This is a genomic window from Pseudothioglobus sp. nBUS_23, assembly GCF_051201565.1.
In the GTDB taxonomy this organism is placed as follows: Bacteria; Pseudomonadota; Gammaproteobacteria; order PS1; family Pseudothioglobaceae; genus Pseudothioglobus.
In genome coordinates this window covers 244,934-264,282 of the sequence record NZ_CP179200.1, presented here as the reverse complement: position 1 = coordinate 264,282, position 19,349 = coordinate 244,934, and the positions used below count along the sequence as shown (strand labels likewise).

Below are 19,349 nucleotides of genomic sequence, written 5' to 3'. Positions count from 1 at the left end.
TAAATATATTTTGATATGTATTTTACCCTGATTTAGGCTTTTTTAATGCTTCTCATTGCCTTAACCTGGGCGGCTCTCTCTTTGCGAACCTCCTTTGGGTCAGCAATAAGAGATCGATATATCTCAACTCTATCTTTTTCTCTTAGAACAGTATCTAAAGTTGCAAACTTAGAAAAAATTCCCACCTGCTGCTTTGACAAATCAATTTCATTATACTTTTCAAGGATGCCTGAGGCTTCAATAGCATCTTTGAGCGTTGTTCCCTCTTCAACTTCAAGGCTAATAAGACTTTGCTTTTCTGCTAGAGCATATGCTACTTCAACTATCATAAATATCACTCATTGCTTGCGCATCTCTAAAGTTAAGTTGGCCTTCATAAATTGCTCGACCAGTAATAGCTCCAATTATTCCATGATGCGCATTTTTTAAAAGTGCAGCTATATCATCCAGATTAGTTATGCCTCCAGAAGCAATGATTGGAATTGAAGTTTGATCAGCAAGAGCTGCTGTAGCATCTACATTTACACCCTGCATCATTCCATCTCGGGCTATATCGGTATAGACAATCGAACTGACTCCATACTGCTCGTACTTTTTTGCTAGTTCAACAACACTAATGTTTGTTTGCTCTGCCCATCCATCTGTTGCCACAAAACCATTATTTGCATCAAGACCAACAATGACTTTGTCTGGAAACTCGAGGCAGAGCTCTTCGACAAAATCTGGGTTTTTAACAGCCATAGTGCCAATAATCAAATAACTAATTCCCGCCTCAATGTATGCGCTTGCAGTTTTAAGATCACGAATACCTCCTCCAATTTGGACTGGCAGTTTTGGGAATGATTTAGTGATTTCGTTAATACAGTCTGCATTGATAGGTCTGCCCTCAAATGCTCCATTAAGATCAACTAAATGAAGTCTTCTTGCGCCCTCCTCAACCCACTTTGAAGCCATCTCAGTTGGATTATTTGAAAACACCGTTGTGTCCTCCATAACTCCTTTACGTAGCCTTACGCACTGGCCATCTTTTAAATCAATTGCAGGGATAATAATCATAAAATTCTTCTTTAGTTTATTACTTCAATTTACAGAAGTAATTATACTCTATGCACTTTTAACTTGAATGTGTTCAGTTTCCTGATATGTCTAGACTGGAAGGAGCTCCTCAAGGCTCCATCTAGGTTTGATAGATATTTCATAATTCTCGTTAGACTGTCCAGCAAGCAGTCGGTAATGCCCAGCAAGTGCAATCATAGCTCCATTATCTGTGCAGAAATTCAGTGCTGGATAGAATACACTTACATCATTTTCAGTTCCCATCTGATTTAATGATTGACGAAGAGAAAGGTTTGCACTCACTCCTCCAGAGACTACTAAAGTTTTATAGCCAGTATGTTTGATTGCTCGATTACATTTGATTGTCAAAGTTTCAGTAGCAGCAACTTCAAATGCTTTAGCAATATTAGCTTTTTCATCAGGAAAATCAAAATAGGTATTTCTTGCAAACGTCTTTAAGCCACTGAAGCTAAAATCAAGACCTGGCCTATCTGTCATTGGCCTAGGAAAAGTAAACCTATTCTTATATCCTTTTTTTGCAAGATTTGCTAATGCAGGTCCTCCAGGATACCCCAACCCAAGAATCTTAGCAGTCTTATCAAATCCCTCGCCAACCGCATCATCAAGTGACTCTCCAAGAATTTTATACTCACCTATCCTGGGAACATCAACAAGCAGCGTATGACCTCCTGAGACTAGGAGTGCAACAAATGGAAACTTAGGCTTTTTTGATTCAAGTAATGGAGCCAAAAGATGCCCCTCCATATGGTGAACACCAAGAGCTGGAATACCTAAACCCCAAGCTAAGCTCTGAGCTATAGAGCTTCCGACCAAGAGCGCGCCTGACAAGCCAGGCCCAGCAGTATATGCAATTCCGGTGAGTTGATTTAATTTGACATTACTCTCTTTGAGTGCATCTTTAATAAGAGGTATAGCCTTTTGAATATGATCTCTTGACGCCAGTTCAGGGACCACTCCACCATACTCTGCATGCAATTTGACTTGAGAAAATAGCTTATGAGATATCAGACCATCATCGCTACTATAAATTCCAATTCCAGTTTCATCACAAGAAGATTCAATACCTAATGTGATCAGATTTTGATTAGCCACCTACCGTCTCACCCAAGTAAACTTTTTTCACTTCTTCATTAGCCAAAATCTCATCCTTACCGCCTTGAGCAATAATTTTTCCAGCACTTAATACATAGGAATGGTTGCAGGTATCTAACATTTCCCTGTAGTTATGATCTGTAATTAGAATGCCAATTCCTTTGTCTCTTAATTGATAAATAATTTCTTGAATATCACCAACTGAAATTGGATCTATTCCTGCAAACGGCTCATCAAGCAATATGAATTTTGGATCCATTGCCAAGGCACGCGCAATTTCTACCCTTCTTCGTTCTCCTCCAGAGAGAGTAATTCCCTTAATGTGGCGGACATGCTCAACTTTGAATTCAGATAACAGCTCTTCTAATCGACCAGGCCTATCTTTTGCAGAAACTGATTTGTTCATTTCTAAAACAGCCAAAATGTTGTCTTCAACACTTAATTTACGAAAAATTGAGGGTTCTTGAGGAAGGTAGCCAAGACCAAGATTAGCGCGTTTATGCATCGGCATGTTGCCTATACTTTTGTTATCTAAATTGACCTCGCCTTTGCTAGATCTGACCAGCCCACAGGCAATATAGAAGCAGGTTGTCTTTCCTGCACCATTTGGACCAAGTAATCCTACAATTTCACCGCCTTTAACTGAAAACGAAACATCGTTTACAACCTCACGTCTTGCATACTTTTTATATAGATTTTTTACTTCTAGCTGATGTCCCATCATTCAATTTTAATGGCTTTGTATTGGAAAGCTATCTTACCCTAAATGTACTCAATATGCATAGAGCTATAGAGCTCTTTGACGCCGTCTTCTGTTAAAACTTTGAGCGCACCTTGATTGGTTATTCCGTCAATTTTGCCTTGAAACTCTTGACCAGACTCTTTTGATTTAATCAAAACCCCTTTAAGCATATCGTAGTCTTCCCAGTGAGATAATAAGCTTGAAAGACCATTCGCCTGAAAGTCGTCTGAAAAGTCTATGATATTGTTGATTATTGAGGCAGTTAAATGCTGAAAATTAGGAAGCCTGTTAGCAATTCTAGATAGATCAACCCAAGGCGCATCAATTACAATTTTATTCGATAGTTTAAAGTTAACGCCAACTCCAATTAAGACATATTGCTTCCCATTGTGTATGTTATTTTCCATCAAAATTCCAGCTAACTTTTTATCTTCATAATAAATATCATTAGGCCATTTAATTTTAAGACCAAAAGACTGGCATTGATACTCTATAGATTTTATTATTGCCAACCCAACAACTAAACTAAGTCCATTTATATTTGTATGCTCATGAAAACTCTTTCGAATCGAAAAAATGATACTTCCATCTTTTTGTGAGGCCCATTTTCTGCCATGCTGTCCATACCCTTTGGTTTGTTCCCTAGTAACACATAACTGTGTCTTGGTTTCGTATGGAGAATTTGCAAGAAAGGCGTTGGTGCTGTCGATTGAGTCAAAAAAGTGACAATCTAAATCATAATCTAAACGCTTCTTTAAAGAAGAATAATGATCCACGTGACTAAGAAAATGATTAAGGAAATTAGAACAGCCGCTGAAGCTGTATCTTTTGCAAAGCCTGATAGTTCATGATGCTCCATCCCAACGCGATCAACTACAGCCTCGATTGCAGAATTAACCAGCTCTACAATCAAAACCAAAAAAATTGGAGTGATTAAAAGCACTTGTTCAATAGAGTTTTCCCCTAGCCAGTAGCCAAGAGGTATCAAAACGACTGCCAACCAAACTTCAAGACGAAATGCGTACTCTGATTGATAGCAAGCCTTGAGTCCTTTTGCAGAGTAAACAGAGGCAGACCAAAGTTTTTTTATACCAGTCGGTTTTTGGTTTTCATTCATATGAATAGCTTCCAAGAGACTCATCAAGTGAGTCGAAATAGTTTGTTAAAATGTAAACCTTAATTTTACAACAAATAAAATCAATGGTTGATTATGAAAGTTGCGCTTGGTGTTGAGTACTTTGGAAAAAATTATCATGGCTGGCAAATACAAAAATCTGGCCTTCGAACAGTACAAAGCGTTGTTGAAACAGCGCTATCTAAAGTAGCCAATCATCCAGTTCGTGTATTCTGTAGTGGGAGGACTGATTCTGGAGTGCATGCAGTTGAACAAGTTATTCATTTTGAGACTGAAACAAAGAGAACAAACAGAGCTTGGCTTTTTGGTGGCAATGTAAACCTTCCCAGTGATGTCAACTTTAAATGGGCTAAGGTTGTCACTGAAGACTTTCATGCCAGGTTTGGTGCCTTTGCTAGATTATATGAATATAAAATTCATCACCACCCTGTAAGGTCCTCACTCAAAGCAGATTACTTTCTCTGGGAACCTAGACCTCTTAATGTTGAACACATGAAAGAGGCAGCAGCTTTGCTTTTAGGTGAACATGATTTTTCTTGCTTTAGGGGAAGCCTCTGTCAAGCAAAGTCTCCCATTAAAACGGTTGAGCATATTCAGATTGAAACATTTGAAGATGAGTTGATTTTTAGCATCAAAGCTAATGCATTCCTTCATCATATGGTTCGAAACATTGTTGGAACCCTTTTAAAAATAGGTAGGGGTGAAAAGAGTGTCGAATGGATGTCATCGGTCTTAGCTAGCAAAGATCGAAAAAAAGCCGGTCCAACTGCAGAGCCTCAAGGGCTGTATTTCATAAAAGCATTTTATAAGGAGATCTAGCTTGGCTCTAGTTCAGGATTTTGTATGTCAAAATCTTGCTCAGCGTCCGTATGATTATCATCCTCGATTTCGTTTTCAAGGTTTTCCATCTCTTGCCAAACATACTTTAAGGCGTCTGCTCTAAGATCAAAGAATCGATTATCCCCATAGCGCTTCTTAAATCCTGATCTAAATAACTCTGCCTCCAGCCTTTCTGTTCTGGCAAAAAGGATCTCCACACCAGAGTTTGAGCATGTCTCAACTAAGCTCGATAAAACCTGTTCGCCGCTGGCATCAACTTGAACTATAGAGGCAACATCAACTATTATGTACTTCAAGTCATCATTATGCCTTGCTATTAAATCCAGCAACTTTGTCTCAAAATATGCAGCATTAGCAAAATAAAGAGAGCCACTCCATTTTGCAACTTTAACTGAGGGACTTACCTCAACTGACTCATCAGCAAACCTTGAGGCAATGATCGAACCATGCTCAACAGATAATTCTGAAAAGTTAGGCTCCATAGTTCTATAGAGGAATAGCCCAAGAGACATGATCACCCCAAAAGCAATACCATTTTCTAGATGCGGTGCAAAAGTGAGTGTCATTATAAAAGTCAGGAGGCCAACAAGACCATCATGCTTTTCAACCTTCCAGGCATGCCTCAAGGGTGAGAAATGAATCAGATTAACAACAGCCATCAGAATAATTGCAGCTAGCGTTGCTTGTGGGAGGTGATAGAGTAAAGGCGTTAACCAGATAATTGTCAAACCTACAATAATCGCTGTAACGACAGATGAGAACCCAGTAACCGCGCCAGCAGTCAGATTCACTGCGGACCTTGAAAAAGAACCCGAGACAGCATAACCCTGAAAGAAGCTTGAGGTTACATTCGATAACCCCTGACCAATGAGCTCCTGATTCACATCTAAACGCTGCTTCGTTGTTGCAGCCATTGACTTGGCAACAGAGATGGCCTCCATAAAACCAATTAATGATATTGTAATTGCATAGATAAATAATGTTCCAACAGCATTAAAATCAAAGCTTGGTAATTTAAAACTTACCAATCCCTCGATGTTAATTGAACTTACTATAGCGCCCCCCATGCCTTGATAGTCAATCAAGAAGGATGCGGCAGTAGAAATCACTGCGACCGATAAGATTGCTGGCAATCTAGGGAAATAACGCTGAAAAATAATAATACCTAGTACCCCTGCAATAGCCATAGCCAGTGTTGGAAGATGAGTATGGTAGATTGCTGCCTCAAGCAGCCTTGCAATCGTCTGGTAACTTTGATCAGCATTACAAATTGTATGAAGTCCATTGATGTCGACTTTCTCAATTCTTTCAATAATAGTTAAAGGCTGGCACGCACTCTCCCAATCAGTGTCGTTCGAATTAATTACTCTGATTCCAAAAACTTTAGGGAGCTGAGATGTTCCAATAATGATTGCTGCTGCGTTTGTAAAACCTGTGACTACAGGGAGAGAAAGGAAGTTAATTACAAAACCTAACCTAAGGATGCCTAGTGAAAATTGAAACACCCCAACGATTAAAGCCAACAGAGCAGCGTAGACAGCATAGCTTGCAGGATCAGTTACTATTTCACCAAGCGCCGCCGCTGTCAGCAAAGAAACTACAGCAACCGGGCCTGTTGAGAGCTGTCTTGATGAGCCCATCATTGCACCAATCAGTACCGGCAAAAAAGAGGCATAAAGCCCATACTCAGGACCAAGCCCGGCAAGCTGTGCATAAGCCATTGATTGAGGAATTAAAACGAAAGCAACAGTTGCACCTGCCACCACATCAGCTTTGAGAGTTTTTGGGTTACTAAGGTCTTTAATCCATAACAAAAATGGAAATAATCTTGTTATCCAAATCATGAAATATGTTTCTGAAGTTAAGTTTTAATCCACTAATAAGTGTACCTAACTAGAACAGATAAACGCAGATTTTTTTTAATTCTGACTAAAAATCTTTGTCCCAATCAACTAGTATTTTATTATTTTTAGAGTCAATAGAAACTAAAAAGGGCTCAATATATGGAATCCAATATTCTTTTTTACCTTTAACCACGAGGACATCATTAGCTCCTGTTTCAACAAAATAATCAACAGTTCCAAGCCGCTCTTCATCCTTATTGATAACATCAAATCCAATGAGCTCATGCCAATAGTATTCACCCTGCGTGAGTTCAGGGAGCTGCTCTTTATTTATATAAATATCTTGTCCAATAAATTTTTGAGAGTCCTCTCGATTATCTATCCCTTTGATATGAGCGACAATTGTTTTTGACTGTTCACGCCCACTAGTAATGTCAATGGATTGGAAATTTCCATCGACTTTAATAGACCAGGGTGAATAGTTAAGGATGTTTGCTCTGGGATTGGTGTATGAAAATACTTTTACCCAGCCCTGTAAACCAAAAAAGCCATTAATCTTTCCGACTAACAGCTTTTTATTGTTTTCTTGAGGCGTCAATGACACCAAATTATTTTTCTTCAGGCTCTTCAGCTGGCTTTTCTGCGGCTTCTTCTGCTGGAGCTTCTGCTTCTTCTGCTGGAGCTTCTTCTGCTGGAGCTTCTTCTGCTGGAGCTTCTGCTTCTGCTGCTGGAGCTTCTGCTTCTGCTTCTGCTGCTGGAGCTTCTTCTGCTGGAGCTTCTGCTTCTGCTTCTGCTGCTGCGGCTTCTTCTGCTGCCGCTTCTTGAGCTGCGGCCTCAGCAGCCTCTTTAGCCTCTAAATCTGCCTTTGCTTTTTCTTCTGCAGCAATCTTTTTAGCCTTTTCATCAGCTTTAGCTGCCTGCATTGCTAACTGCTTTTCACGAATAGATGGGTCTTTATATTCCTTAACAAGCTGCTTGACGCGATCTGAAATCTGTGCTCCCTGAGAAATCCAGTATGACAGTCTGTCTTCTTCGAGTTGAAGCCTGACTTCTTGTCCGCGAGCAACAGGATTAAAGTATCCAATACGCTCAATGTAACCACTGTCTCTTCTCTTTCTAGAGTCTGTTGCTACAATCGAATAAAAAGGGTTTTTCTTGGCTCCACCTCGGGCTAGTCTAATCTTAACCATGGGTTTTTTGCTCCTTTTTGATTGTTAAATTATTAAGGCGGGAAATTATATCAGTTTTAAATGTCGCGTGCTAATTTAATCGCATCTCCGATATAGTTTGCTGGTGTCAGTTTATAGAGCTCATCTTTAGCTTCAAAAGGAATCTCTAACGAGGAAATAAAGTCTTTTATGATTTCAGCATCAATTGTCTTTCCTCTTGTTAGCTCTTTCAGCTTTTCATAAGGGTTTTCTATGCCATATCGACGCATCACAGTCTGAATAGGCTCTGCTAAAACCTCCCAAGAGTTGTCTAGGTCCTCAAGTAGCTTTGTTTCATTTACCTCAAGTTTATTGATTCCCTTACAAATGGAAGAGTATGAAATCAGTGAGTGCGCACAGCTCACTCCTAAATTTCTCAATACTGTGGAATCACTTAAATCCCTCTGCCATCTAGAAATTGGAAGTTTAGCTGCAAAATGATCTCCAATTGCAATTGCCAATCCCAAGTTGCCCTCGGCATTCTCAAAATCAATAGGATTCACCTTATGAGGCATTGTTGAGGAGCCAATCTCGCCCTTAATTGTTTTTTGCGTGAAATAGCCCAATGAAATGTAACCCCAAACATCTCTACAAAAATCAATCAGTATGGTGTTGAACCTGTTTAGCGCATGAAAGTACTCTGCAATATAGTCATGCGTCTCTATCTGTGAACTATATGAAGCATAATTGATACCAAGACCTTCGATAAACTCCTTAGAAACCTTTGGCCAATCAATGTCGGGATAAGCACTCAAATGCGCATTAAAGTTTCCAACTGCGCCATTAAACTTACCCATAATATGGACATCTTTAAGTTGATTGATTTGCCTATTAAGTCGATAAGAGAAGTTAGCCATCTCCTTGCCAAGTGTCGTTGGCGACGCTGTTTGGCCATGAGTTCTGGAGAGCATCGGAATCTTGGCATTATTTTTTGCTAGTTCATTAATGAGATCGAGTGTGCCTGACATTTCGCTCAACAAGACGGCCCTTCCATCCTTAAGCATAAGTGCGTGAGATAAATTATTGATGTCTTCAGAAGTGCATGCAAAATGAATAAACTCACTAACCTTTTGAAGCTCAGGCGTCGAAGATATTTGCTCTTTTAAAAAATACTCAACTGCTTTGACATCATGATTTGTTGTTTTTTCGATTTCCTTGATTGCTTTTGCGTCCTCGATACTGAAGTCATTGGCAATAGCTAATAATTTTTTATTTGATTCGGGGCTGAATGAAGGAACCTCAGGAATATTTGAATTTTTTGATAATGCTTCCAACCAGCGAACCTCAACAAGAAGCCTATACTTCATTAATCCAAATTCACTAAAAATAGGCTTGAGTGGACTTGTCTTGTCGCTGTAGCGTCCATCAATGGGTGAAATAGAGGTCAAGTTTTCAAATGTCATAATACGAACAATTGCTTTAAAAAATTCAAGCCTTCATATCAAAAAGGATAAAATTATACTCTATTTATTTAATCACCTTATATTCAGTACAGTTATGAAAGAAGCTTACCTAAAGCATTGCGATGAAAGAGAGTCAGAAAATCTTCCACCTTTGGCGCTAAACGCCAAACAAACAAAATCAGTAGTTGAATGCCTTTTAGAGGGCAATGATGATGATTTTTACTTGAATCTTCTAACGCACAGAGTGCCGCCAGGGGTTGATGAGGCAGCATACGTCAAAGCAGGCTTTCTCACTAGTGTCGCTAAGGGTGAAGAAACATGCAATGCCATAACAAAAAAACACGCTACTTTTCTATTAGGAACGATGCTTGGTGGCTATAGTATTGCATCGTTAATCGACCTTCTTGATGATGAGGAAACTGCTGAGGCAGCCTGTGAGGCGCTCTCGCACACTATTCTAATTTACGAAGCTCATCAACAAATCCTAGAAAAGTCCTCAAGCAACTCGTACGCCAAAAAAATTGTTGATTCATGGGCATCGGCAGATTGGTTTACATCGAAAGAGCCTCTTCCTGAAAGCATCAATGTGACTGTTTTTCGCGTAGATGGTGAAACCAATACAGATGACCTGTCTCCAGCCACTGAGGCCTGGTCAAGACCAGATATTCCGCTTCATGCGAAAGCGATGCTCATCAAAAAAATGGATAGGCCTCTTGAAAAAATTGAAGAACTTAAGCAAAAAGGTCTTCCTTTAGCCTATGTAGGCGATGTAGTGGGTACTGGCTCTTCAAGAAAATCAGCCATTAACTCAGTGTTATGGCATATGGGAGAACCAATAGACTATATCCCAAACAAAAATAGTGGTGGAATAGTGCTTGGTGGAAAGATTGCTCCAATATTTTTTAACACTGCAGAGGATTCTGGGGCGCTTCCAATACAGTGCGATGTTTCTGAACTGAATATGGGGGATGAAATTACAATATTTCCATATGAGGGGGTTATTAAAGATGCGTCTGGAAAAGTTGTCTCAAAGTTTGATCTTGCTCCAAGCACGATGCCAGATGAAGTCAGGGCAGGCGGCAGGATTCCTCTAATTATTGGTAGAGGTCTCACCGACAAAACGAGATCTGAACTAGGGCTTGATGTCAGTGATGTCTTTCTTCGTCCGGTTGACCCAAAGAATAGCGAATTAGGATTTACCTTGGCTCAAAAAATTGTGGGTAAAGCTTGTGGCGTTAAGGGTATTCGACCTGGAACGTATTGTGAGCCCCGAATGAGTACCGTTGGATCGCAAGACACAACAGGTGCAATGACTCGTGATGAACTAAAAGAGTTAGCCTGTTTAGGGTTTTCGGCAGACCTTGTGATGCAGAGTTTTTGTCATACAGCTGCTTATCCAAAACCGATTGACCTAGAACTTCAACATACACTTCCAGATTTTATGCATTCCCGGGGTGGCGTCTCTCTCAAACCTGGGGACGGCATTATTCACTCGTGGCTGAATCGTATGCTTCTTCCTGACTCAGTTGGCACTGGCGGAGATTCACACACACGCTTCCCAATAGGAATTAGCTTTCCAGCAGGCTCTGGACTCGTCGCATTTGGAGCGTCCATTGGCGTACTGCCTCTTGACATGCCTGAGTCTGTGTTAGTCAGATTCAAAGGTGAAATGCAGCCGGGAATTACTCTAAGAGATCTGGTCAATGCAATTCCTTATGTTGCTATCCAAAAAGGACTACTTACTGTTGATAAATCCAACAAAAAGAATATTTTCTCTGGCCGCGTTCTGGAAATTGAAGGGCTCGGTGACCTTAAGGTTGAACAAGCCTTTGAACTTGCAGATGCTACTGCTGAGCGTTCAGCTAATGGCTGCACTGTCAAACTAAATAAAGAGCCTATTGAGGAATACCTCAACTCAAACATTACACTTCTTGGCTCTATGATTGACTCTGGCTATGATGATAAAAAAACAATAGCAAAGAGGATCCAGGACATGAAAAAATGGCTTGATAATCCAGAGCTTCTTGAGGCTGATGAAGATTGCGAGTATGCAGAAGTTATTGAAATAGATCTAGCAGAAATTAAAGAGCCTATATTGGCATGTCCTAATGATCCAGATGATGTCAGACTTCTTTCATCAGTAGCCAAAACCTCTATCGATGAAGTCTTTATTGGGTCTTGTATGACTAACATTGGGCACTTTAGAGCAGCAGCTCAGCTTCTCAAAGATAAATCTGAGCTGAATACTGTTTTGTGGGTAGTACCGCCCACAAGGATGGATGAAAAACAGTTAAGGGCAGAAGGAATTTATGAGACATTTGAGCGCCTGACAGACAGAACTGAGGTCCCTGGCTGCTCCCTCTGTATGGGTAATCAAGCTAGGGTAGAAGAAGGTGCATCAGTTGTATCTACGTCCACAAGGAACTTCCCAAATAGGCTCGGTGACAACAGTGACGTTTTCTTGGCTTCTGCAGAGGTTGCTGCCATCTCAGCAAAATTAGGCTACATTCCTACACCTGAGGAGTACCTATCGTTAATGAAAGATATTGAGCCTTTGTCTGGTGAAATTTATCAATACCTAAACTTTGATCAGATTGCAGATTATCAAGAGTCTTCATCTAATATTGCACTCGAAGTAATTCTCCAAAGCTAAATAATAGGTAATAAAAAAGCCGCGTAAAGCGGCTTTTTTTAAATCCTATCTTATAACTACTTGATCTTGGCTTCCTTATACATCACGTGCTTTCTAACGACGGGATCGAATTTTTTTACCTCAACCTTCTCAGGATGAATTCTTTTATTTTTTGTTGTAGTGTAGTAGTGACCAGTGTCAGCTGAAGAAACTAGTTTAATTTTCTCTCTCATAAATTACTCCTTATACCTTTTCGCCGCGTCCACGGATCTCTTCTAAAACAGCATCAATACCCTTCTTGTCAATGACACGAAGGCCACGTGCTGATAATTTAAGCTTAACAAAGCGGTTTTCAGCTTCAACCCAAAAACGGTGTGTATGAAGGTTTGGATAAAAACGGCGACGCGTTTTATTGTTAGCATGCGAAACGTTATTTCCGCTTATTGGTCTCTTACCAGTTACTTGACATACTTTAGACATTACGACTACCTAATGAATTTCTAAAAAGTGAGAATTATACGCAAAAAAATGTAGTTTTTTTAAATAAATTTTATATACTTTATGCATAAAAACGGTATCATACCAATCTTTTGGAGGGATGGCAGAGCGGTTGAATGCACTGGTCTTGAAAACCAGCAAGGGCTAATACCCTTCCAGGGTTCGAATCCCTGTCCCTCCACCATTAAATGCCTCTTTTTTTATCCATCCTCATTTTAACAATTACAAACTACCTCATCCCTTGAGTGGTTTGTGAAAAATAAGAAAAATTAATAGATATGACAATAAATTACAAAGCAATTCTCTTCGGATCTATAGGAACAATAGTTGAAACTTCTGAGCTTCAGCTCAAATCCTTTAATCAAGCTTTTTCTGAAGCAGGCCTTGACTGGAATTGGTCAATTGAAGAATATCAAACAATGCTCAAAAAGTCTGGTGGACGAAATCGTATCAATGATTTTGCAAATCAAGTTGGAATCGAGGTCAATGCTGATGAACTTCATCTAAGAAAAACTGAGATCTTTGACAGCTTGATGAGTGATGAAAAAATCTCACTTCGTTCTGGAGTATCTCACTTGATTAATTATGCTCATGAAAATAGTATTCATTTAGCATTCGTGACTAGCACTTCGAAGGCCAACATTGATGCTATGTTCTTTGCGCTTGATAATCAAATTAAAAAAAGTGACTTTAGCTTCATAGGAAATGACAAGATTGTTTCTCAGCCTAAACCTAATTCTGAAATTTACCTTAAAGCGCTCTCTGAACTTAACTTAAGTGCAGATGAATGTATTGCAATAGAGGACACCGAAGTCAGCATGAGATCGGCAATTGACGCAAACTTGAAATGTATTGCATTTCCTGGAGCACTTGCTCATGACAACAACTTTAGTAATGCTCACCTTGTTACTGAAGATCTTTCACCAAATCTTTTATTTGAAAATCAGATTAAGCATCAAAAAAAAATCTAATAATCTATAATAGACTTGCAGCTGCAATGAAGCGGCTGTTTTTTAGCAATGTAGCTTCCAAGGAGCCAATGTCGGATATTATTCCAAGATGTCTACGGAAGATATTAATAGTTCAAGGAAGATAAAAGTGAAATTAGTTACAGCAATTTTAAGGCCCGAAAACCTAGATAAAGTTAGAGAGGCTCTTTGTGATGTCGATATTCCAGGCATGACAGTAACTGAAGTTAAAGGCTTTGGAAAACAAAAAGGTCACACGGAGTTATATCGTGGTACTGAGTTTACCGTTGAATTTGTTCACAAAGTAAAACTTGAAATCGCAATCTCAAATAAAAATTTGGATCTGCTAATTAATACAATTAGCGATATCGCTCGTTCCGGAAAAAAAGGTGATGGCAAAATCTTTGTCACTGACATCGAAAAAGTAGTTCGTATTCGCACAGGCGAAACGGACCACGACGCACTTTAGGAGAGCTCAATGAAAAAATTTATACTATTGGCTTTATTGCCAATGACGGCCTTTGCGGACGTCATAAATGGCGCCGATACTGCCTGGATCATGACATCTACTGCACTAGTCTTGTTTATGACGCTTCCAGGACTCGCACTATTCTATGGAGGACTTGTCCGCTCAAACAACATTTTATCGGTTCTGATGCAATGTTTTGCCATTGCTGGAATTGTTAGCATGTTATGGTTTATTGCTGGATACAGCCTCGCATTCTCAGGTGATAACCCATTTATAGGAAACTTATCTAACTTTATGTTAGCCCAAGTCACTATAGACAGTGTCAGTGGCTCAATTCCAGAGTCGCTCTTTGCAATGTTTCAGATGACATTTGCCATTATAACGCCTGCCCTTATCGTGGGTGGCTTTGCAGAGAGAATGAAGTTCTCTGCTGTACTGTTATTTAGTAGCATTTGGTTATTTGTCGTTTATGCTCCAATTACTCACTGGGTATGGGGCGGCGGATGGCTTGGCGATACCCTTGATTATGCTGGCGGAACAGTCGTTCACATCACCGCAGGTGTTGCTGCTTTGGTTGCGGCTATTGTACTTGGTCCAAGACAGGAATTTCTTAAAAAGCCAATTCCACCTCACAATATGACTATGACTTTTATAGGCGCTGCAATGCTTTGGGTTGGATGGTTCGGTTTCAATGGTGGCTCTGCACTCTCTGCTGGTGGAGATGCTGCAATGGCAATCCTTGCTACTCATATCTCTGCGGCAGCAGGTGCTATGACCTGGATGTTCTATGAATGGATTAAATTTGGAAAACCAACCGCTCTTGGATCAGTAACTGGAATGGTTGCAGGTCTTGGAACCATTACTCCTGCCTCTGGCTTTGTGGGACCTGCTGGAGCCTTAGTTATTGGAATTATTGCTGGTGCTGTATGTTTCAATGCAGTCATCATTATCAAACAAAAATTCAAGATTGATGACTCTCTTGATGTCTTTCCAGTGCATGGCGTTGGAGGTATATGTGGAACAATTTTGGTTGGATTTTTTGCATCGAAAGAGCTTGGAATTTTTTCAGGCCAAGGTGGCTGGAGCCATGAAGCGATTGTGATTAGTGATCAATTACAGATTCAATTAACAGCTGTTGTGGCTACTGCAGTCTATACAGCTCTTGCGACATTCGTGATTCTTAAAATTGTTGATGTTGTAACTGGATTAAGAGTGGATTCACAGACTGAAACCCAAGGTCTTGACCTTGATAGCCATGGAGAAACGGGTTACAACCTTTAACTCTAGACTCTTAATTTAAGAAACTAAAAGCCGGCAATTGCCGGCTTTTTTCAACAAAAAAATTTAATGAAACAATAAAAAACCTATAATAAAATTTCCTTGAAAAATTCATTACCTATTTATGCGCTTTAAATCCATTTATATAAATAAATTAAATCATTTTTTAACTCTAGTTCTCATGTCTTTATCAATGCTCGTATTCAACACAAAGACTTTTGCAGATGAGGAGACTCTCTCTTATCCATTTAATGCTGACAGTGGGAGGTACTGGCAATATGTTAGCGATCGCGTAATGGGTGGAGTCTCAGATGGTCAAGTCTCACTTGAGCAAGACGGAGAAATGTATTATGCGAGACTTACAGGGAACGTTAGCACTGCGAATAATGGTGGCTTCATTCAGTTGCGAGCCAGTGTCTCATTCGCCAACTCAGAAAAAGAGGGAAAAAACCTCCAAGGTGTTCGTCTTAATGTAAGAGGAAATGGAGAAACCTATTACATACATATTAGAACCAATGAAAGCTGGTCTCCCTCTGACTATTATGCTACAACTTTCAAAGCTGATGCAGATTGGAAAATGATTGACCTCCCTTTCAATAAATTCGAACGCAGATGGTCAAAAGATTCGAGATTAGATCCTAAAAAAATTAGGAGTTTTGGTATTGTTGCCTATGGCAGAGATCATATTTCCGATGTTTCAGTCTCAACTATAGAGTTTTACTATTAGTTTGTTTCGGAAGCTCACTCTTGATCCATTTACAAAAATTTTTTTCTTCAATAGATAATGAATTTTTATTTTTATATACCAGGTGATAACCAAAACCTGGAAGCATAATATCAGAAATATAAAATAATTTTCCAGACTCAATCTCTTCATTTACTAACTCATCCCACAAGGCAATACCTTGTCCATCAACAACTGCCTGAAGTCTTGTAGAGGCATCAGTAATTTTGAGGCTACTCTTTGATGGATTATATTCAAGATTAGCTTGCCTATGCCAAGCCTGCATTCCTCCATTACCTCCATAAAAACCGTCATTAAGCAAAGGAATTTTTTTCATTGCTTCCTCTAACGTAATGGATCTAGTTTGTTCATAGATTTTCCTGTTACCAAGAACGAATGATGAAGTGGGCATTAATAATTCATACTCAAAATCACTCCAGGAATCTCCCCATAATATGGCTAATGAAAAATCAGCATTACTAAACTCATCTATTGAATTAATAGACTCAATTTTTAGACCTAAATCGGGACATTGCTCAAAAAAATTAGTTAATCTTGGTGATAGCCATCTTGAAGCAAATGAAGAGACAATTCCTACTTTGACTGTCCCTGAATTCTCACCACGAAGCAGGTTAATCTCTCTCTCAATTTGATTCAATGATGATTCAGCAACGTACCATAATCTTCGACCTTTAGTTGTTAATACCAATCTTGAATTAACACGATCAAAAAGTAAAAATCCAAGCTCGTTCTCAAGCTTAGTAATCTGATAACTAATGGCACTTTTTGATAAATTTAATGCTTCTGCTGCTAGAGTAATACTCTCGAGTTGAGCAACTTTTTCAAATACTCTAAATGAGTCAAAAGATCTGAATTTCATTTTGCAAGTTTAACCCATCCTATCATATTCCTGTCAAATATATTCGAACAGTATGTTTAGTTTTTTAACAACTTTTTCGAAAAAAAAAGGTTAAAAATATAAAAATAAATAGGAGTTCATATGAAAACTAGAACAAAGGTTGTTGTCATTGGCGGTGGTATTGCAGGCTGCTCGACCCTTTATCATCTGACCCAAGAGGGTTGGACAGATGTTGTTCTTCTTGAGCGAAATGATTTGACTAGTGGTACGACTTGGCACTCAGCAGCTCAGGTTACTAATTTTGGAATGAATCAAACAATGGTTGGTTTAAAAACACATTCCATTAATCTATACAAAGAATTGGCTGACGACCCTGATTATCCAATTAACTATAATCATGGTGATGGTGGAATAAGGCTTGCCAATACCAAAGAGCAAATGCAAGGTTATCATCACTTCGCCTCAATGGCTCGGGGCATGGATGTTAATTTTGAAGTAATAGATGCCAAAGAATGTCATCGACGTCACCCATTAATTTCAACAAAAAACTTAATTGGTGGGTTGTGGGATCCATTAGATGGTGATATAGATCCATATCAGTTATGTCACTCTTTGGCGCGAAAAGCCCGACAGGCTGGCGCTGAGGTCTACACAAATACTCCAGTAACTGCTCTAGAGCAATACCAGGATGGGACCTGGAAAGTAACCACCAAAAATGGTGGGGTTGATTGTGATGTTGTTGTAAATGCCTGCGGATATAGGGTTAATGAGGTTGGCGCAATGATGGGTGTTCATCATCCAGTAGCCTCAATGGAGCATCAGTATTTTCTGACCGAAGATATTCAAGAGATTATAGATTCAGGTCGCCGAATGCCTCTTTTAAGGTGCCCAATATCTGACTATTATTGTCGACAAGATAAGAATGGACTTTTGATTGGATTCTATGAACAGAATTGTAAACCATGGGGAATGGATGGGATTGATCCAAACTTTGTCAATGCTCTTTGTCCAGATGATTTAGAGAGAGTTACAGATGTATTAGAGGGAGCATTTGATCGAATGCCTGCGTTAATGAATGCTGGAATAAGAAGTGTCATTAATGGCCCAATTACTTATACAATTGATGGAGCCCCACTGGTTGGAAAAATTCCTGGAAAAGAAAACGCATTCTGCATCATAGGTCTAAGAGCAGGCCTTGGTGAAGGTGGCGGGCATGGCTGGCTCCTTGCTCAACAAATTGTTCATGGTGAAGCATGTTATGATACGTGGTGCCTGGATCCTCGAAGATTTACCTCTCACACAAATGTTGAAATGACTTCGTTAAAGGCTATCGAAGACTATCAAAACGAATTTCGTTTTCACTTTCCACACGAGCACCGCCCCGCAGCTCGCCCTGCCAAAACTACTCCTCTAACTCCAGTCATGGCAAATGCAAATGCAGAATTTACTGTGATTAATGGATGGGAGCGTGTTGAATATATTAAGCCCTCAAAAGACTTCCACCCTTCTCTCTCGTTTCACTTTGATGAAGCATTTGATGTTATCGCAAACGAAGTAAAAAATGTCCAAAATAATGTAGGACTTACCGAGGTGAATGGCTTTAATCGATTTGAAATTACTGGCTCAGATGCCAACAGTTTTGTTGACCGAATGTTTTGCGGCAACATTACCCAGAAATCAGGCCGAGTTGGTTTAGGTTACCTTCTTAATGAGTTTGGAATGATAAAAAGTGAAGCCACTATATCCAACATTCCAGCTTCAGACCGTGGCCCAAAAAGAATGTGGTATGGCTCAGCTGCGGCCTCTGAGTTTCACGATATGGATTGGCTAGTTCAGCAATTAAAAGATGATGAAGATACTTCAATCAAAAGCCTAACAAATGACCAAACAATACTCCTTTTAGCTGGACCAAAAGCGAGAGAAGTCCTCTCCAAATGCAGTCGCGAAGATTGGAGCAAGGAGTCATTTCCATGGCTCAGTGTAAGAGAATGTTTCATTGGCTTTTCTCCGGCCACCGTAATGTCAGTGAGTTTCTCTGGTGAGCTCGCTTATGAAGTGCATGTACCCAATGAATCTCTGTATGCCGCATACCTAGCACTCACTGAAGCAGGAGAAGAGTTTGGAATAAAACTCTTTGGGTCCAGAGCGGTAGAGTCTATGAGAATGGAAAAAGGGTTTCTGGGATGGAAGTCCGATTTAATCACTGAGTTTGATCCTTTTGAAACTGGCCTTGACCGCTTCGTGAATCTAAAGAAAGATAACTTTATTGGCAAAAAGGCATTAAAAAATAGAATTAAACAAAGCCCAAATCAAAAACTTGTCTGTCTAAAGGTAGCATGCAAACATGCCCCAGCATATGGTGGAGCATCGCTAATGGAGAGTGGAAAAGTAGTTGGAACAATTACATCTGGTGAGTGGGGTCACAGAGTTAATCTCAACCTTGCCTATGCATTTGTAAACATTGACAAATCAAAAGAGGGGACACAAATGCATTTAGATTTATTAGGAGAATTGGTCTCTGTTGAGGTCATTCCATTTGGACCCTACGATGAAAGCTATAGTAGAATACTAGCGTAACCT

Annotated in this window: 20 protein-coding genes and 1 tRNA gene; 8 read left to right on the top strand and 13 right to left on the bottom strand. The window is 39.7% G+C overall.

Annotated features, from left to right (window positions below; translation table 11 throughout):
- Positions 1-32: 32 nt before the first annotated feature.
- The 6 genes from ACMAZA_RS01305 to ACMAZA_RS01280 all read right to left on the bottom strand — a co-directional run bounded on the left by ACMAZA_RS01305 (position 33) and on the right by ACMAZA_RS01280 (position 4,028).
- Positions 33-329 carry an RnfH family protein gene (locus ACMAZA_RS01305; RefSeq protein WP_435189339.1) on the bottom strand — a complete coding sequence of 99 codons (297 nt, stop codon included), beginning with the start codon at positions 327-329 and terminating at the stop codon, positions 33-35.
- Positions 319-1,056, bottom strand: a complete 738-nt coding sequence (gene hisA / locus ACMAZA_RS01300) for a 1-(5-phosphoribosyl)-5-[(5-phosphoribosylamino)methylideneamino]imidazole-4-carboxamide isomerase (protein WP_435189338.1) — start codon at positions 1,054-1,056, stop codon at positions 319-321. The genes ACMAZA_RS01305 and hisA overlap by 11 nt, the downstream gene beginning before the upstream one ends.
- Before the next feature lie 90 nt (positions 1,057-1,146).
- Positions 1,147-2,154, bottom strand: coding sequence for a tRNA (adenosine(37)-N6)-threonylcarbamoyltransferase complex transferase subunit TsaD (gene tsaD / locus ACMAZA_RS01295; RefSeq protein WP_435190444.1), 1,008 nt, complete (start codon positions 2,152-2,154; stop codon positions 1,147-1,149).
- Positions 2,155-2,161: 7 nt separating this feature from the next.
- On the bottom strand, positions 2,162-2,893 hold the full coding sequence (lptB, locus tag ACMAZA_RS01290) for an LPS export ABC transporter ATP-binding protein (protein ID WP_435189336.1): 732 nt from the start codon (positions 2,891-2,893) through the stop codon (positions 2,162-2,164).
- Between the two features lie 38 nt (positions 2,894-2,931).
- Positions 2,932-3,687 (bottom strand): biotin--[acetyl-CoA-carboxylase] ligase, encoded by a 756-nt coding sequence (locus tag ACMAZA_RS01285; RefSeq protein WP_435189334.1) that lies wholly within the window; start codon positions 3,685-3,687, stop codon positions 2,932-2,934.
- Positions 3,666-4,028: a diacylglycerol kinase gene (locus tag ACMAZA_RS01280; protein WP_435190442.1), complete on the bottom strand. Its 363-nt coding sequence runs from the start codon at positions 4,026-4,028 to the stop codon at positions 3,666-3,668. Before ACMAZA_RS01280 ends, ACMAZA_RS01285 begins: the two co-directional genes overlap by 22 nt.
- 93 nt (positions 4,029-4,121) lie before the next feature.
- On the opposite strand from ACMAZA_RS01280, the gene truA reads away from it, so the two are divergent.
- The gene (gene truA, locus ACMAZA_RS01275; protein ID WP_435189332.1) at positions 4,122-4,865 is read left to right on the top strand and encodes a tRNA pseudouridine(38-40) synthase TruA; all 744 of its coding nucleotides are present in this window, start codon (positions 4,122-4,124) and stop codon (positions 4,863-4,865) included.
- Here truA and ACMAZA_RS01270 read toward each other — a convergent pair.
- The 4 genes from ACMAZA_RS01270 to purB all read right to left on the bottom strand — a co-directional run bounded on the left by ACMAZA_RS01270 (position 4,862) and on the right by purB (position 9,341).
- On the bottom strand, positions 4,862-6,730 hold the full coding sequence (locus ACMAZA_RS01270) for a SulP family inorganic anion transporter (protein WP_435189331.1): 1,869 nt from the start codon (positions 6,728-6,730) through the stop codon (positions 4,862-4,864). The two genes, truA and ACMAZA_RS01270, sit on opposite strands and share 4 nt — an antisense overlap.
- An 85-nt stretch (positions 6,731-6,815) precedes the next feature.
- On the bottom strand, positions 6,816-7,334 hold the full coding sequence (gene rimM, locus ACMAZA_RS01265; RefSeq protein WP_435189329.1) for a ribosome maturation factor RimM: 519 nt from the start codon (positions 7,332-7,334) through the stop codon (positions 6,816-6,818).
- 4 nt (positions 7,335-7,338) lie between these two features.
- Positions 7,339-7,920, bottom strand: coding sequence for a 30S ribosomal protein S16 (rpsP, locus tag ACMAZA_RS01260; protein WP_435189327.1), 582 nt, complete (start codon positions 7,918-7,920; stop codon positions 7,339-7,341).
- Between the two features lie 56 nt (positions 7,921-7,976).
- Positions 7,977-9,341 (bottom strand): adenylosuccinate lyase, encoded by a 1,365-nt coding sequence (purB, locus tag ACMAZA_RS01255; RefSeq protein WP_435189325.1) that lies wholly within the window; start codon positions 9,339-9,341, stop codon positions 7,977-7,979.
- A 94-nt stretch (positions 9,342-9,435) separates the two neighbouring features.
- On the opposite strand from purB, the gene acnB reads away from it, so the two are divergent.
- The gene (gene acnB / locus ACMAZA_RS01250; protein WP_435189323.1) at positions 9,436-11,994 is read left to right on the top strand and encodes a bifunctional aconitate hydratase 2/2-methylisocitrate dehydratase; all 2,559 of its coding nucleotides are present in this window, start codon (positions 9,436-9,438) and stop codon (positions 11,992-11,994) included.
- A 56-nt stretch (positions 11,995-12,050) separates the two neighbouring features.
- Here the strand turns inward: acnB and rpmG are convergent, their stop codons facing one another.
- Positions 12,051-12,206 (bottom strand): 50S ribosomal protein L33, encoded by a 156-nt coding sequence (rpmG, locus tag ACMAZA_RS01245; protein ID WP_435189321.1) that lies wholly within the window; start codon positions 12,204-12,206, stop codon positions 12,051-12,053.
- A gap of 10 nt (positions 12,207-12,216) precedes the next feature.
- Positions 12,217-12,453 (bottom strand): 50S ribosomal protein L28, encoded by a 237-nt coding sequence (gene rpmB, locus ACMAZA_RS01240; protein WP_435189319.1) that lies wholly within the window; start codon positions 12,451-12,453, stop codon positions 12,217-12,219.
- A 112-nt stretch (positions 12,454-12,565) separates the two neighbouring features.
- On the opposite strand from rpmB, the gene ACMAZA_RS01235 reads away from it, so the two are divergent.
- From ACMAZA_RS01235 to ACMAZA_RS01215, 5 genes are all read left to right on the top strand, one after another.
- Positions 12,566-12,655, top strand: a tRNA-Ser gene (locus ACMAZA_RS01235).
- Positions 12,656-12,749: 94 nt separating this feature from the next.
- Positions 12,750-13,442 carry an HAD family hydrolase gene (locus tag ACMAZA_RS01230; RefSeq protein ID WP_435189317.1) on the top strand — a complete coding sequence of 231 codons (693 nt, stop codon included), beginning with the start codon at positions 12,750-12,752 and terminating at the stop codon, positions 13,440-13,442.
- A gap of 127 nt (positions 13,443-13,569) precedes the next feature.
- Complete coding sequence (locus ACMAZA_RS01225; protein ID WP_435190441.1) at positions 13,570-13,908, top strand: P-II family nitrogen regulator; 339 nt, start codon at positions 13,570-13,572, stop codon at positions 13,906-13,908.
- A gap of 9 nt (positions 13,909-13,917) precedes the next feature.
- The gene (locus tag ACMAZA_RS01220; RefSeq protein WP_435189315.1) at positions 13,918-15,189 is read left to right on the top strand and encodes an ammonium transporter; all 1,272 of its coding nucleotides are present in this window, start codon (positions 13,918-13,920) and stop codon (positions 15,187-15,189) included.
- Positions 15,190-15,310: 121 nt separating this feature from the next.
- Positions 15,311-15,913: a CIA30 family protein gene (locus ACMAZA_RS01215; RefSeq protein ID WP_435189313.1), complete on the top strand. Its 603-nt coding sequence runs from the start codon at positions 15,311-15,313 to the stop codon at positions 15,911-15,913.
- On the opposite strand, the gene ACMAZA_RS01210 is transcribed toward ACMAZA_RS01215, so the two are convergent.
- The gene (locus ACMAZA_RS01210; protein WP_435189311.1) at positions 15,894-16,790 is read right to left on the bottom strand and encodes a LysR family transcriptional regulator; all 897 of its coding nucleotides are present in this window, start codon (positions 16,788-16,790) and stop codon (positions 15,894-15,896) included. The two genes, ACMAZA_RS01215 and ACMAZA_RS01210, sit on opposite strands and share 20 nt — an antisense overlap.
- Positions 16,791-16,910: 120 nt before the next feature.
- On the opposite strand from ACMAZA_RS01210, the gene ACMAZA_RS01205 reads away from it, so the two are divergent.
- Entirely contained in the window at positions 16,911-19,346 is a 2,436-nt protein-coding gene (locus ACMAZA_RS01205; protein WP_435189309.1) for a GcvT family protein, read from the top strand.
- The last annotated feature ends 3 nt before the right edge of the window (positions 19,347-19,349 follow it).

What these genes read in the sequence shown, in the direction of transcription:
- ACMAZA_RS01305 (WP_435189339.1), bottom strand. Translation starts at nt 329, where the DNA reads ATGATAGTTGAAGTAGCATATGCTCTAGCAGAAAAGCAAAGTCTTATT.
- ACMAZA_RS01215 (WP_435189313.1), top strand. Translation starts at nt 15,311, where the DNA reads ATGCGCTTTAAATCCATTTATATAAATAAATTAAATCATTTTTTAACT.
- purB (WP_435189325.1), bottom strand. Translation starts at nt 9,341, where the DNA reads ATGACATTTGAAAACTTGACCTCTATTTCACCCATTGATGGACGCTAC.
- ACMAZA_RS01270 (WP_435189331.1), bottom strand. Translation starts at nt 6,730, where the DNA reads ATGATTTGGATAACAAGATTATTTCCATTTTTGTTATGGATTAAAGAC.
- rpsP (WP_435189327.1), bottom strand. Translation starts at nt 7,920, where the DNA reads ATGGTTAAGATTAGACTAGCCCGAGGTGGAGCCAAGAAAAACCCTTTT.
- hisA (WP_435189338.1), bottom strand. Translation starts at nt 1,056, where the DNA reads ATGATTATTATCCCTGCAATTGATTTAAAAGATGGCCAGTGCGTAAGG.
- truA (WP_435189332.1), top strand. Translation starts at nt 4,122, where the DNA reads ATGAAAGTTGCGCTTGGTGTTGAGTACTTTGGAAAAAATTATCATGGC.
- lptB (WP_435189336.1), bottom strand. Translation starts at nt 2,893, where the DNA reads ATGATGGGACATCAGCTAGAAGTAAAAAATCTATATAAAAAGTATGCA.
- ACMAZA_RS01220 (WP_435189315.1), top strand. Translation starts at nt 13,918, where the DNA reads ATGAAAAAATTTATACTATTGGCTTTATTGCCAATGACGGCCTTTGCG.
- rpmG (WP_435189321.1), bottom strand. Translation starts at nt 12,206, where the DNA reads ATGAGAGAGAAAATTAAACTAGTTTCTTCAGCTGACACTGGTCACTAC.
- ACMAZA_RS01205 (WP_435189309.1), top strand. Translation starts at nt 16,911, where the DNA reads ATGAAAACTAGAACAAAGGTTGTTGTCATTGGCGGTGGTATTGCAGGC.
- rpmB (WP_435189319.1), bottom strand. Translation starts at nt 12,453, where the DNA reads ATGTCTAAAGTATGTCAAGTAACTGGTAAGAGACCAATAAGCGGAAAT.
- acnB (WP_435189323.1), top strand. Translation starts at nt 9,436, where the DNA reads ATGAAAGAAGCTTACCTAAAGCATTGCGATGAAAGAGAGTCAGAAAAT.
- ACMAZA_RS01210 (WP_435189311.1), bottom strand. Translation starts at nt 16,790, where the DNA reads ATGAAATTCAGATCTTTTGACTCATTTAGAGTATTTGAAAAAGTTGCT.
- ACMAZA_RS01230 (WP_435189317.1), top strand. Translation starts at nt 12,750, where the DNA reads ATGACAATAAATTACAAAGCAATTCTCTTCGGATCTATAGGAACAATA.
- ACMAZA_RS01280 (WP_435190442.1), bottom strand. Translation starts at nt 4,028, where the DNA reads ATGAATGAAAACCAAAAACCGACTGGTATAAAAAAACTTTGGTCTGCC.